This window comes from Arthrobacter sp. 05L44 (genome assembly GCF_056397605.1).
Genome location: NZ_JBFTNS010000003.1, coordinates 299,345 through 312,498, shown reverse-complemented (window position 1 = coordinate 312,498; position 13,154 = coordinate 299,345). Strand labels below are relative to the sequence as shown.

General features: G+C 68.8%; 12 protein-coding genes. 10 read left to right on the top strand and 2 right to left on the bottom strand.

The features are described from left to right. Positions 1–170: 170 nt before the first annotated feature. Both AC1DHY_RS10250 and AC1DHY_RS10245 read right to left on the bottom strand, forming a co-directional pair. Positions 171–1,319 carry an MFS transporter gene (locus tag AC1DHY_RS10250; RefSeq protein WP_476903570.1) on the bottom strand — a complete coding sequence of 383 codons (1,149 nt, stop codon included), beginning with the start codon at positions 1,317–1,319 and terminating at the stop codon, positions 171–173. 199 nt (positions 1,320–1,518) lie between these two features. Continuing rightward, complete coding sequence (locus AC1DHY_RS10245) at positions 1,519–2,730, bottom strand: ROK family protein (protein WP_476903561.1); 1,212 nt, start codon at positions 2,728–2,730, stop codon at positions 1,519–1,521. Between the two features lie 175 nt (positions 2,731–2,905). Between AC1DHY_RS10245 and AC1DHY_RS10240 the strand changes: the two genes are divergently transcribed. From AC1DHY_RS10240 to AC1DHY_RS10195, 10 genes are all read left to right on the top strand, one after another. Next, a complete protein-coding gene (locus tag AC1DHY_RS10240) occupies positions 2,906–4,015 on the top strand; it encodes a Gfo/Idh/MocA family protein (RefSeq protein ID WP_476878349.1) in 1,110 nt (369 codons plus the stop codon). Continuing rightward, entirely contained in the window at positions 4,012–4,815 is an 804-nt protein-coding gene (locus AC1DHY_RS10235; RefSeq protein WP_476878350.1) for a hypothetical protein, read from the top strand. The genes AC1DHY_RS10240 and AC1DHY_RS10235 overlap by 4 nt, the downstream gene beginning before the upstream one ends. A gap of 108 nt (positions 4,816–4,923) precedes the next feature. Continuing rightward, entirely contained in the window at positions 4,924–6,243 is a 1,320-nt protein-coding gene (locus AC1DHY_RS10230) for an ABC transporter substrate-binding protein (protein ID WP_476878351.1), read from the top strand. An 11-nt stretch (positions 6,244–6,254) separates the two neighbouring features. Next, positions 6,255–7,220 (top strand): carbohydrate ABC transporter permease, encoded by a 966-nt coding sequence (locus AC1DHY_RS10225; RefSeq protein WP_476903560.1) that lies wholly within the window; start codon positions 6,255–6,257, stop codon positions 7,218–7,220. Then, entirely contained in the window at positions 7,220–8,113 is an 894-nt protein-coding gene (locus tag AC1DHY_RS10220; protein WP_476878353.1) for a carbohydrate ABC transporter permease, read from the top strand. Before AC1DHY_RS10225 ends, AC1DHY_RS10220 begins: the two co-directional genes overlap by 1 nt. A 40-nt stretch (positions 8,114–8,153) precedes the next feature. Continuing rightward, entirely contained in the window at positions 8,154–8,909 is a 756-nt protein-coding gene (locus tag AC1DHY_RS10215; protein WP_476903559.1) for a sugar phosphate isomerase/epimerase family protein, read from the top strand. After that, positions 8,906–10,027 (top strand): Gfo/Idh/MocA family protein, encoded by a 1,122-nt coding sequence (locus AC1DHY_RS10210; RefSeq protein ID WP_476878355.1) that lies wholly within the window; start codon positions 8,906–8,908, stop codon positions 10,025–10,027. Before AC1DHY_RS10215 ends, AC1DHY_RS10210 begins: the two co-directional genes overlap by 4 nt. 8 nt (positions 10,028–10,035) lie before the next feature. Next, positions 10,036–11,262, top strand: coding sequence for a Gfo/Idh/MocA family protein (locus AC1DHY_RS10205; protein WP_476878356.1), 1,227 nt, complete (start codon positions 10,036–10,038; stop codon positions 11,260–11,262). Position 11,263: 1 nt separating this feature from the next. Beyond that, complete coding sequence (locus tag AC1DHY_RS10200) at positions 11,264–12,259, top strand: sugar phosphate isomerase/epimerase family protein (RefSeq protein ID WP_476878357.1); 996 nt, start codon at positions 11,264–11,266, stop codon at positions 12,257–12,259. A 13-nt stretch (positions 12,260–12,272) separates the two neighbouring features. Continuing rightward, a complete protein-coding gene (locus tag AC1DHY_RS10195; protein ID WP_476878358.1) occupies positions 12,273–13,148 on the top strand; it encodes a TolB family protein in 876 nt (291 codons plus the stop codon). Positions 13,149–13,154 lie beyond the last annotated feature (6 nt).

Genomic DNA, 13,154 nt, shown 5'->3' with positions numbered 1-13,154 from the left:
GTCCGCCGGGCCGCCACGCCCTTCGCAACAGGCTCCCCGAGATCCGGGGCGGCGGCCCGGCAACGGAATACCTTCCCGAGCACCCGACAACGGCGTCGAACGGACACCTGAGGCCCATGTTTTCCAGGAAACATGGGCCTCAGGTGTTGTGCTGAAGCGGCGGGCGGCTGTCAGTGCGGCTTCGGGACGTGGCGCAGCGAGAGCGCGCAGCCAACAATGAACAGCGTCACCGAGCCCAGGATCATTAGCAGGGGCCCGGTCCACGAGTCCGAGATGCCGTGCACGTAACCGAGCAGGGTGGGCGCCACGGCGCCGACGCAGTAGCCCGCGCCCTGGACGACGGCGGACATCCGCCCCGCGGAGACCTGGTCCCGGGCCAGCCGGATGATGGCGATGAAGATCAAGGTGATGCCGCCGCCCTGGGCCACTCCGCCGAAGGAGGACCACAACCACCAGAGCCCGGGGGCCAGCAGGAGGCCCAGCGGCACGGTCAGCCAGAGCGCCCCCAGGGTGAGCCCCACCGTCGTCGTGCTGGCGAAGCGCGCCGCCAGGGGGACCCCCAGGCCGCCGGCGATTGCCAGGATCTGGAACAGCGAGGACCCGGCCCCGGCCGCCGAGGGCGCCAAGCCCAATTCGTCGGCCAGCAGGCTGGGCAGCCACGCGGTGACGCCGTAGTAGGAGAAGGCCTGGCCGGCGAAGCCAGCGGTCAGGGCCACGGTGATCCAGCGCGACGCCGGCGGCCGGGCCGCGCGGGTCGGGTCGGAGCCCGGGACGGCGCGGGGCCGGTAGGCGTCGGCGCCTGCCGCCGGGATCCACACAGCCGCGGCCGCGAGCGCGAACACGGCGCAGGCCGCGATGGCAGGACGCCACCCCAGCAGTTCCGCCAACGGTGCGGTGATCATGGACGTGGCAAAGGAACCAATGTTCAGGGTCGCCGTGTAGGTGCCCATGGCCGCGCCCTGTTTGGCCGGGCTGAAGTCCCGCCGGATGATCAGCGGGACCACGATGTTGCCGATGGTGATGGCGACGCCCAGGATCACGGTGCCGAGCATCACGAGCGCCCCGCCGCCCGAGGAGCGCACAATGACGCCGGCCAGCACACCCAGCAAGGTCAGGGTGATGGCGAACTCCGGGCCCAGCTTCCGGCCCGTCAGCGAGGCCAGCGGCGCCGCGAGCGCGAAGCAGAGCACCGGGATGCCGGTCAGGAAACCGATTTCGACCGGCGAGAACCCCAGGTCCCGCTGCATGTCGCCCACCACGGGGGCGACCGCCACAAACGGGCCGCGCATGTTCAGGGCGATCAGGCCGATCGCGATCATCAGGAGCCCGCCGCGCGGGATCCGCGCCAGGGCGCTCACCGGGCTAGCCCCGCGGCCCCGGCGGCCCGGCAGAAATATGTTTTCATCAGTCCCATTGCTATCACGGCCGGCCCGGGCCCCTGCCGCGGCCGCCGTATGTGACGCCCCCCGCAGATCCCCCGGCCGACGCCCCGGTAACCACCGTTAACCACCGGCCGGATCAGCCGGTTGCCTGCAGGGTCGCTTCGATAACGGCGGGCGAGAGCACATGCTGGGTGACCATCTGGCTGGCCCCCAGGATGGCTGCCCGGTCGCCGGCGACGGAAAGGCCGATGCGCAGGTGCGTGGTGGCCAGGGGCAGCGAGCGCCGGTACACCACCTCGCGGACGCCGGCCATAAGGTGCTCCCCGGCCTGGCCGAGGCTGCCGCCCAGGACGATCACTGACGGGTTCAGCAGGTTCACGACCGTTGCGAGGACGTCGCCCAGGTCCCGTCCGGCCTGCCGCAGCGCCTGGGTGGCCTGCAGGTTGCCGGCGGCCACCAGCCGCAGGACGTCGCCGCCGTCGTGCGCCTCAAGGCCTTGCTCCACGAGCGCGCGGGCCACCGCCGGGCCGGAGGCGAGCGCTTCGAGGCAGCCGTAATTGCCGCACCGGCATTGCACCTGGTCACCCCGCGGTACACGCACGTGGCCGAGGTCCCCGGCCGTTCCGTTGGCTCCGCGCTGGAGCTCCCCGCTGCTGATGATGCCGGCGCCGATGCCGGTGGCGACCTTGACGAACAGGAAGTTCTCATCGCCGGGCCAGTGGGCCGTTTGCTCGCCCAGCGCCATGATGTTCACGTCGTTATCGACAAGGACGGGGACGGGCAGGGAGCGCTGGACGTGGCTGACGACGTCGTGCCCGTCCCAGCCGGGCATGATCGGCGGTTTCACGGGTTTACCGGTGGCGTGTTCGACCGGTCCGGGCAGGCCGATCCCGACGCCGGCGAGGTCTTTTTTGCTCCGGCCGGCCCGGCCGAGCAGCTTGAGGCCCTCGTCGATGACCCGGTCGAGGACTACGGCGGGGCCGTCTGCGACGTCCTGCTTGAGCCGGCGTTCAGCCAGCACCGTCCCGTTCAGGTCCGTCACGGCAATGATCACGTGGGTGGCGCCGACGTCGACCGCAAGGACGGAGCGGGCGGCAGGGTTGAAGGCAAAGCGCGACGGCGGCCTGCCGCCGCTGGAGCTGGCCTCCCCGGCGGGGCCGACCAGTCCGGAGAGCATCAGTGCCTCGATCCGGGAGGCGATGGTGGACCGCGCCAGCCCCGTGGTGAGGGCCAGCTCGGCGCGGGTCCTGGCCTTGCCGTCGCGCAGGATCTGGAAAAGGTCACCGGCGCGGGACAGGCTTCCGCCGGCCTCCGGGGCTGCGGAGTCGGTGCCGGTAATCGTACTCATGAGTAAGTGATAGCACGAAGGCCTTCTTCATGTCACACCGAAATAAGATTGCAACGAAGTTTTCAACTTTTGCTTGACGTTCGACATAAGTCCCTCTAGCTTGAGTGTGAGCCAGGTCACCGGAGCTGCGGCGGGATGCCGCAGCCGGGCCTGGGATGACAAAGGGGTTATGAACGTGGCGAGCCAAGCACAGGCGGCAACAGAGCTGCTGGGCGTCGGGATCATCGGGGCCGGGCCCGTGACCCAGGCCATTCATCTGCCGTCCTTGGCGCGGCTGGAGGACATCCTCGCCGTCCGGCATGTGATGGACGTCGATCCCGCAGTGGCCGAATCCGTCGCAGCCCGGGTCGGCGCCCGCTTCAGCACCAGCACTGCGGAGCTCCTCGCCGATCCTGCCGTGGACGTCGTCGCCGTCTGCAGCCCGCACCAGTTTCACGCCCAGCAGGTCATCGACGCCTGCCGGGCCGGCAAGAAGGCCGTCCTCTGCGAAAAGCCCTTCGCCATGAGCGGGCAAGAGGCGGCGGCGATTCTCGCGGTGTCGGCCGAAACCGGAGTTCCGGTGATCGTTGGCGCCATGCACACCTTCGATCCGGCCTGGCTGGCAGCGGAAGCAGCCTGGGGTTCGCTCCCGGAACAGGTACACACCATCCGGTCCTCCATCGTCCTGCCGCCCAACCCCCGCTTCGAGGACTTCGCAACCGAGGTGGTGGGCCGCACTCCCCCGCCGGCCGCTCCCGCGCAAGCCGGCCCGGCGTCCGGCTCCGAGGCCGCGCTCGAGGCGGCGCAAGCGATGCTCTCCGGCGGGGTTATGGGCCTCGCCATCCACGATCTCCCCCTGGTCCGGCGCTTCAGCCCTCACTTCGCGGACGTCAAAGTCCTCCATGCCGAGACCCTGGCGCCCTTCGGCTACGTCATCTCCCTGCAAGCCGGCACCACCGTCATCGAACTGCGGGCGGCCATGAACCAGACCTGGGAGCCGGACTGGACCTTCGAGGCCATCGGCGATGACGCCGCCCTGAGCATCACGTTCACCCCGTCCTACGTCCACGCCGGATCCGCAACGGCCCGGATCCACACCCGGGCGGGGACCACCGTGCTCGGCCCCTACAGCCACAACGGTTACGAGGGCGAGTGGCGCCGGCTTGCCGCCATCGCCCGCGGCACCGCCCCGGCGCCCGAGCCGGGCAGCCTGCGCGATGATCTCGACTTCGCGCTCGCCATCGCGGATGCGGCCGCCGGCATGGCCTCCCCCGCAGCCACCGCCTACGCGGAGGCGCGGGCATGAGCGCCCGGCTCAGCGTCGGGCAGGAGCCCGGCGTCGCGGACACCGTGGCGGCCGCCCTCGCCTCCCTTCCCGTCTCCTTCGGCCCCGCCGCCGGGCCGGCCGACGTCGTTGCCGTTTCCGGCGACGCCGGGTGGACCAGCCGCGCCACGGCCGCGGTCCGCGGCGGAGCCCGCGGCGTCGTCGTCGTCGAACCAGCCGCCGAAGACCCCGCGGCGCTGGCCGCAGCCGCCGCCGACAGGGGCGCCGCCGTCGCCCTGGATCATGGCTGGGCGTCGAACCCGGTGCTTGCCGGTCCGGGCGCCGCCGCCGTCGGCGCCCTTTCCGGGGCCGTAGCCGACGCCGTGCTGTGCGACTCCGTGGCATACGCCGCCCCCGGAACAGCACCGGAGAACCTGCTGACCCGCCATTTGTGCGCCCTGGCCGCCTGCGGCGTGGAGCTGTCCGCCCACCGGGTCGTCCGGATGGACTCCCGCGGCTACCTGGTGATGGCCCGGCTCCCGGACGGCGCCCCGGCCGCGCTGCAAGGAACCACGACGTCGGCGCTGCCGCACACCGCCACGGTGTCGGTCCTCACCCGGACCGGCCGGACCGACGTCACCCTGCCGGACGCGGCCGCCGCGTGGCCCGCAGAGATCCGCGTGGTCACCCCGGACGGTGCCGCGACCCTTCCCACCCGCTTCGAATCGGCCCACCGCCGCAGCTGGATCCGGCTCCACGCCGCAGTTCAGACCGGCGCCGGGCTGGATGACCTGGAGCGCTTCGCCCCCGTGGCGGCGCTCATCAGGGACCTTCACGGCTGACCCGTTCTGCCCGCAGCACCCCGCACCACCAGCACCAGCACCAACTTCCGTATCAACTCACCGTCGAGAAGACCGGGCCCCGCGGCCCGGTCACGAAAGGAAATTATCGTGACGAACAAGTCCTCCCTAACCTCCTCAGCCTTCTCCCGCCGGGGCTTCCTGGGCTTCGCCGCAGCAGCGGCCAGCGCACCGCTCCTGGCAGCCTGCGGCGGCGGCTCCGCCTCCCAAGGCGCGGGTGGCGGCGGCGCCATCAAGTTCTGGGACATGCCGTGGGCAACCCCCGCCTACAACGATGCCGCCAAGAAACTCGCGGAGGGCTTCTCCGGGGCCAACAGCAAGGCCAGCTACCAGATCATCCAGTGGAACAACTTCTACCAAACCTTCTCCTCGGCCATCGCGTCCAAGACCGGACCGGCCGTCTCCACCGGCGGCGGCTTCCAGGCCTTCCAGTTCGAGCAGCAGGGACAGATCGCGTACGCCGACAAGGTCATCAGCACCCTCAAGAGCAACGGCACCTTCGATGATTTCCTGCCCGGGGTGCTGGATCCGTTCAAGACCGACAAGGGCTACGTCGCCGTCCCCTGGCAGCTGGACATGCGCGTCTTCTGGTACCGCAAGTCGCTGTTCGAGAAGGCCAACGTCGCACTGCCCACGGACTGGCCCTCCCTGCTGGAGGCCGGAAAGGCCCTCAAGAAGCTCGGCGCGTTTGGATTCACCACCGGTGCCGGTGCGGGTAACAACTACGGCAACCACTCGATGATCATGATGATGGTGAACAACGGCGGCGGCGTGTTCAATAAGGAAGGCCAGCTGGACCTCCTTAACGACCGCAACGTCGAGGCCATCGAATTCGTCCTGGAACTCGTCTCCAACGGCATCGTCGATCCCGCGGCCGTCAGCTACACCACAGACAACATGTCCGCCCAGTGGAAGGACGGCAAGGCCGGCTACGGCCTGTTCCAGGTCAACGTGCCGCAGCGCGTCGGCGATACCTCCGGGGACCTGCTGGTGGCGGACCCCATCACCGGCCCGCACGGGGACAAGGCCACCATCGTGTTCCCGAACAACATCATGATGTACAAGAACACTCCGTCCCAGGAGGCCTCCGAAGCGTTCCTCGTCTACTACCTGGGCCAGCTGAAGCAACTCTGGAGCCAGAAGCTGATGTCCGCGCTGCCGGTCTTCAAGTCGATCACGCAGATCCCCGAGTTTGCCAATGACCCCAACAACGTCAAGATCGTCAAGGACTGGCAGCCCATCGCCAAGACCTTCGCGTCCCAGGGCTCCACCCTCAACGCCAACCTCGCGGCCCTGGACGGCGGCCAGGCCCTGAACCAGTTCAGCCAGACCATCCTGACCGGCAAGTCGGACGCCAAGACCGCGCTGCAGACCTTCCAGTCCGGCCTCGAATCGGTCCTCAAGAAGTAGCGGCGCCGGCCATGACAACCACCACCACCGCCACCTCGGGCCTGGCCCGGGCCCGCCGGGGACTCGCCCCCAGCGGCTCGGGAGCCTCGCCCGGAAAGCGCAAGAGCAAGCTCACGGCGCAGACCACCCGGACCTTCTTCTGGCTGCTGATCCCCTCGGTGGTCCTGCTGGTCCTGATCCACGGCTATCCGCTGATCTACGCGGCCATCCAGGCCACCCACGACGGGGACCTGCTCCAGGCCGGAAACTTCGTCGGCACGGACAACTTCGCCACCGTGCTGTCCTCGCCCGCCTTCTGGAAAGCCGCACAGTTCACCCTGTGGTTCACCATCGTCGGAGTGTTCGGGTCGTGGCTGGTGGGACTGGGCCTGGCCCTGCTCCTGCGCACCAGGATCCCGGCCGGCGGTACTTTCAAGGTCCTGCTGCTGCTGCCGTGGGTGGTGCCGATCGTGGTCTCCTCCACAGCCTGGAACTGGCTCGTCGCCACCCCGGACAGCCTGCTTCCGAGCATGTTCCGCAACCTTGGCATGGGCACCCCGTTATTCCTGGCGGATCCCACGCTCGCTGCCGGGACGGTGATGGTCTTCAAGGTCTGGGTCAGCTTCCCGTTCATGATGATGATGACCTCCGCGGCGCTGGCCTCCGTCGATACGACCGTCTACGAGGCCGCCAGCATGGACGGCGCCTCGCGGTGGCAGCAGTTCACCCAGATCACGCTGCCGCTGATCGCCCGCTCCACGTACATCTCATGGATCCTCATGACGATCTTCTGTGTCAACGATTTCCCCACGATCTACCTGCTGACCGGCGGCGGACCGGTTAGCGCCACCACGTCGCTGGTGGTCCTGGCCTACCGCACCGTCTTCCAGGACTTCGCTACCGGACCCGGTGTGGCCATCGCCTTCCTGATGACCATGACCCTGGTGGTCATCTCCGTCCTCCTGTACCGCCAGATCCGAAAGTCGAGCGTCGAATAATGAGCGCAGTTCTCCACGCCCATCCCCAGACCGGCGCCATCAGCGGGTCCAGCGAAGCAGGCAAACCACGCGAGGCCCTCTCCGAGGCGGGGCAGCGCGGCCGGTGGTGGCGCTTCGTCCTGATCCTGATCATCACGGCCATAGTGCTGGTCCCCATCATGGTCACCGTGATCCTGGCCTTCACCCCGGGAGCGCACAGCACCGCCACCGGTCCCACCTTCGAGAACATCGCGAATGTTTTCTCCGGAACACTGGCCGCAACCTGGCTGCAGAACAGCCTGATCACCACCCTGTCCACCGTGGTGGTCTCCGTGGCCGTGGCAGCACCCGCCGGCTACGTCCTCTCCCGTGGCCGGAGCAGGGCCGTCTCCGGCTACTCACTCCTGTTGTTCGTGATGCAGTCCCTGCCGATCATCACCTCCGTGGTGCCGCTCTTCATCCTCTTCGCCGGGATGGGGCTGGTGGACAACCTGCTGGGCATCACCATCATCTACGTCGGGTCCACCATGACCGTGGCCACCTGGATGATGGCGGCCTACTTCGACTCGATCCCCGTCAGCCTCGAAGAAGCCTCCTGGATCGACGGCTGCTCGGTCTTCGGGTCGTTCACCAAGGTGGTGCTCCGCAACAGCCTGCCCGGCGTCCTGTCCACCGCGATCTTCGCCTTCCTGCTGGCCTGGAACGACTACCTTGTGGCCATCGTGTTCCTGCGGTCCAATGAGATCTTCACCCTGCCCATGGGCGTGCAGTCGTTCTTCCAGCAGAATGCCACCGACTGGACCTCCGTGATGGCGCTGGCCGTGATCATGATGCTCCCGCCGATCATCGTCTTCGCCACCCTGAACAAATACTTCAGTGTGGGCGGCATTGGCGGTTCCCTCGCAGGCCGCTAGCCGCCCCTCCAGACCACCCACCACCCCGCAAAGGAATCCCATGTCGTACTCCCTCCAGCTGTACACGCTCCGCAACGCCGTCGCCGAGGACCTGCCCGGCACCATCAGGAAGGTCAAGGAGGTCGGCTTCACCCAGGTCGAGCCCTACAACTTCGTGGCCACGGCGGCCGAACTCGGCGCCGCCCTGGCCGAGAACGGCCTGACGGCCCCGACCGGCCACGCGCCGCTGCTGAGCCAGGACCAGGACCAGATCTTCACCGCCGCCAAGGACCTGGGCATCGCCACCGTCATCGACCCGTACCTGCCCGCCGAGCACTGGCAGACCGCCGGGGACATCCAGTCCACCGCAGCCAAGCTCAACGCCGCGGCCAAAAAAGGCGCCAAGTACGGCATCCGGGTGGGCTACCACAACCACGCCTGGGAACTTGAATCCAGCGTGGAGGGCCAGACCGCACTTGAATACTTCGCCGGGCTGCTGGATCCCGAGGTTGTCCTGGAAGTGGACACCTACTGGGCGGCCGTCGGCGGCCAGGACCCCGCCGGGCTGCTCGAACGGCTCGGCGACCGGGTCAAGTTCATCCACATCAAGGACGGCCCGCTGACCACGGACACCAAGGCTCAGCTGCCGGCCGGCCAGGGCAAGATCGCCGTCTGGGACGTCATCGGCGCCGCGCAGTCACTGGAGGTCGGCGTCGTCGAATTCGACGACTACTCGGGGGACATCTTCGACGGAATAGCCCAGTCCCTGGCCTACCTCAAGGCCGGCTCGGCGAGCGCGCAGGGCGTGAACGCATGAGCGCGGCGTCCGGGACCGGCCGCGGACCGGTCGGCGTCGCCGTCATCGGCGCCGGCAACATCAGCAAGCAGTATCTGGACAACCTGACGGTCTTCCCCGACCTCAAGGTCCACGTCATTGCGGACCTCTTCGAGGACGCTGCCGCCGCCCGCGCCCAGGAATACGGCATTGCCCAGTCCGGCGGCGTCGATGCGGCCCTGAACCATCCCGACGTCGAGATCATCGTGAACCTGACCATCCCCGCCGCCCACGTGGAGGTCGCCACTGCCGCGGTCAACGCCGGCAAGCATGTCTGGACGGAGAAGCCGTTCTCGCTGGACCGCGAATCCGGGCTCGGGCTGCTGAAGGCGGCCGACGCCGCCGGCCTCCGTCTCGGCACCGCGCCGGACACGTTCCTCGGCGCCGGCCTGCAGACCGCACGCCGGCTCATCGAACGGGGCGACATCGGCACCCCGCTGACCGCCATGACCACCTTCCAGACCCCCGGTCCCGAATCCTGGCACCCGAATCCGGCCTTCCTGTTCCAGCACGGCGCAGGTCCCCTGTTCGACATGGGCCCCTACTACCTCACCGCGCTGGTTCAGACGTTCGGCTCTGTCCGGCGGGTTGCGGCGATTGGCTCCAAAGCCAAGGACGTCCGGGTGATCGGATCCGGGGCCAAAGCCGGGGAAGAGTTCACGGTCGAGGTTCCCACCCACGTGTCGGCCATGGCCCAGTTCGAAAGCGGAGCCTCCTCGCACAGCGTCTTTTCCTTCGAGTCCCCGCGGCAGCGCATGGGCTTCGTGGAGATCACCGGCACCGAGGCCACCCTCTCCCTGCCGGACCCGAACTACTTCGACGGCGATGTGCGGCTCTGGCGCGCCGGGGATGAGGACTGGACCGTTGTGCCCGCCACTGGCCCCGCCAACGGCCGCGGCATGGGCGTGCTGGACATGGCCCGCTCGATCCGCGCCGGGGTCCCGCACCGCGCCACCGGAGACCTCGCCTACCACGTCCTGGACACGATGGTCTCGATCTCCGAGTCGATCGGCTCCGGGGCCTTCGTCGACGTGGACAGCACCGCCCCCGTCTCCGCAGCCCTCCCCGAGGACTGGGACCCCACCGCCTCCACCCTCTAGGACACGCTATGACCTTCCAGGAAAACCCGGCCGGCCACGGGGCCGAGGACCCGGGCCACCCCACACCCCTCGGGGTGGCGATGATCGGCTACGCCTTTATGGGGAAAGCACATTCGAACGCCTGGCGGAATGTTGCCAGCTACTTCGACGTGCCGGCCTTCGAACGCCGGGTCCTGGTGGGCCGGGACCCGGCCGGGGTGGCTGCCGCGGCCGCCCAGTACGGGTGGGCCGAGTCCGCCACGGACTGGCGCGAGGTGATCGCGCGGGACGACATCCAGATCGTGGACATCTGCGCTCCGGGCTGGATGCACGCCGAAATCGCGATCGCAGCGCTGGCGGCCGGCAAGCACGTCCTGGTGGAGAAACCGCTGGCCAACACCCTCGCCGAGGCCGAAGCGATGGCGGAGGCGGCCCGGAGCGCCCGCGGCCGCGGGGTGCAGTCCATGATCGGCTTCAACTACCGCCGGGTCCCGGCGCTGGCCGTCGCCCGCGAGCTGATCGCCGAGGGCCGCCTCGGTACCGTCCGGCACGTCCGGGCAGCCTACCTTCAGGACTGGCTGGTGGACCCGGAGTCGCCCATGACGTGGCGGCTGAACAAGGAGACCGCCGGGTCGGGCGCCCTCGGGGACATCGCCTCCCACGCCATCGACCAGGTCCTGTTCCTGCTGGGCGACCAGGTCACCGAGGTCTCTGGCCGGCTGCACACCTTCACCACCTCCCGGCCGGGCCCGGACGGCCCGGAGGAAGTCACCGTCGACGACGCAGCCTGGGCCACCCTGGCCCTGGCCTCCGGGGCCATCGCCTCGGTGGAGGTCTCCCGGGTGGCCTCGGGCCAAAAGAACGCCCTCAAGCTGGAGATTTACGGCAGTAAAGGCTCCATCCTGTTCGACCTGGAAGCCCTGAACGAGCTCGGATTCCTGGACGCAACCCTTCCCGTCCGGGAGCAGGGTTTCCGCCGCATCCTGGTCAGCGAGCCCGAGCACCCCTACATTAGGGCATGGTGGCCGCAGGGACACACGATCGGCTGGGAACACTCCTTCACCAACGAAATCCGCGACTTCCTCGTGGCCGTCGACGGCGGCACCCCGCCGTCGCCGTCGTTCGAGGACGGACTCAGCGTCCAGCGCGTCCTGGCCGCCGTCGAGGAAAGCGCAGCCGCCAAAAGCTCCACCATCCAACTCACCACCCCGCCCGCCGTCACCACTACGCCCGCCGCCGCCCCCGAAGGAGCCTGATATGCCCCGCCCGTACACCCTGTTCACCGGCCAGTGGGCCGACCTTCCGTTCGAGGAAGTCGCCCGTCTGGCCTCCGGCTGGGGCTACGACGGTTTGGAAATCGCCGTCTCCGGGGACCACCTGGACGCCTGGCGCTGGGACGAACCGGGCTATGTGGACTCCAAACTCGCGGTCCTGGAGAAGTACAACCTCAAAGTCTGGGCCATCTCCAACCATCTCAAGGGCCAGGCGGTCTGCGATGACCCGATCGATTTCCGGCACGAGGCCATCGTGGGGGCCAAAGTGTGGGGCGACGGTGACCCCGAGGGCGTCAGGCAGCGCGCCGCCGAGGAGATGAAACACACCGCCCGGCTCGCCAAAGCGCTCGGCGTGGACACCGTGGTGGGTTTCACCGGCTCCTCCATCTGGCAATATGTCGCGATGTTCCCGCCGGTCCCGGAGAAGATGATCGACGCCGGCTACCAGGACTTCGCCGACCGGTGGAACCCCATCCTGGACGTCTTCGACGACTGCGGGGTCCGCTTCGCCCACGAGGTGCACCCCAGCGAAATCGCCTATGACTACTGGACCACCGTCCGCACCCTCGAGGCCATCGGACACCGCGAAGCATTTGGCCTCAACTGGGATCCCTCGCACTTTATGTGGCAGGGCATCGACCCCGTCTCCTTCATCTGGGATTTCAAGGACCGGATCTACCACGTGGACTGCAAGGACACGAAGCTGCGCCCCACCGGCCGGAACACCGTCCTGGGCTCGCACCTGCCCTGGGGCGACCCCCGCCGCGGCTGGGATTTCGTCTCCGCGGGCCGGGGCGACGTGCCCTGGGAATCCTCGTTCCGCGCCCTGGCCGCGATCGGCTACACCGGCCCCATCTCGATCGAGTGGGAGGACGCCGGCATGGACCGCCTGCATGGCGCACCGGAGGCTCTCGCCGCACTCAAGAGGTTCGACTTCCCGGCGTCGAGCACCTCCTTCGACGCCGCCTTCAAGCAGTAGCCCGGGCACGGCCGTGCCCCGCGAGCTGGTCCCGGGCCAACGCTGCGAGGTCTGGATCGCCTCCGCCCTCACCGGTGGCAGCGAGCTCGTCTTTACCAGTGACGGCCTGCTGCTGGAGGCCCCCAACTGGACTCCGGACGGCTCGGCGCTCATCCTCAACGGCGCCGGCAGGCTGTGGCGGCTGGAGCTGTCCGTCCGCTCGCTCGAGGCCATCCCGGTCACGGGGGTCCCGCCCGTCAACAACGACCACGTGCTCGCCCCGGACGGCGGCCACCTCTACCTCTCCGCCGAGGACGGCCACCTGTACCGGGTCGGCATCCGTGGCGGGGACGCCGTGCGACTATCCGCCGAGGACGGGTTCGCGCATTACCTGCACGGCGTGAGCCCCGACGGATCCGAGCTGGCTTTCGTGGCGGTGGAGGCCGGAGACTTTTCCCGGCCCGGGCGGCTGATGACCATGCCGGCGGCGGGCGGGCCCGCCACCGCTGTGCCCACTGGCCCGGGACACTGCGACGGTCCGGAGTATTCGCCGGACGGCGAGTGGATCTACCTGAACACGGAGGCCCTCACGGACCGGCCCGGTCACGCCCAGCTTGACCGGGTACGCCCCGACGGGTCGGCGCTCGAGCACCTGCTGCCAAGTCCCAGCGTCGACTGGTTCCCGCACCATTCCCCGGACGGCCTGCTGGCCAGCTACGTGCGGTTCCCGCCCGGCACCCTCGGCCACCCCGAAAATCTTCCCGTCGATGTGGTCGCGGTGGCGGTGGCGGACTGGACAGCGCCGCTGCACACGTGGCCCCTTTTCGGCGGGCAGGGAACCCTCAACGTCAACAGCTGGGCGCCCGATTCGGCACACTTCGCGTATGTCGCCTACCCGTCCCGAACATGACGGACT

Excerpts from the sequence above, each read along its gene's own strand:
- AC1DHY_RS10225 (WP_476903560.1), top strand. The coding sequence starts at position 6,255 with ATGACAACCACCACCACCGCCACCTCGGGCCTGGCCCGGGCCCGCCGG.
- AC1DHY_RS10210 (WP_476878355.1), top strand. The coding sequence starts at position 8,906 with ATGAGCGCGGCGTCCGGGACCGGCCGCGGACCGGTCGGCGTCGCCGTC.
- AC1DHY_RS10245 (WP_476903561.1), bottom strand. The coding sequence starts at position 2,730 with ATGAGTACGATTACCGGCACCGACTCCGCAGCCCCGGAGGCCGGCGGA.
- AC1DHY_RS10250 (WP_476903570.1), bottom strand. The coding sequence starts at position 1,319 with ATGATCGCGATCGGCCTGATCGCCCTGAACATGCGCGGCCCGTTTGTG.
- AC1DHY_RS10220 (WP_476878353.1), top strand. The coding sequence starts at position 7,220 with ATGAGCGCAGTTCTCCACGCCCATCCCCAGACCGGCGCCATCAGCGGG.
- AC1DHY_RS10215 (WP_476903559.1), top strand. The coding sequence starts at position 8,154 with ATGTCGTACTCCCTCCAGCTGTACACGCTCCGCAACGCCGTCGCCGAG.
- AC1DHY_RS10235 (WP_476878350.1), top strand. The coding sequence starts at position 4,012 with ATGAGCGCCCGGCTCAGCGTCGGGCAGGAGCCCGGCGTCGCGGACACC.
- AC1DHY_RS10200 (WP_476878357.1), top strand. The coding sequence starts at position 11,264 with ATGCCCCGCCCGTACACCCTGTTCACCGGCCAGTGGGCCGACCTTCCG.
- AC1DHY_RS10205 (WP_476878356.1), top strand. The coding sequence starts at position 10,036 with ATGACCTTCCAGGAAAACCCGGCCGGCCACGGGGCCGAGGACCCGGGC.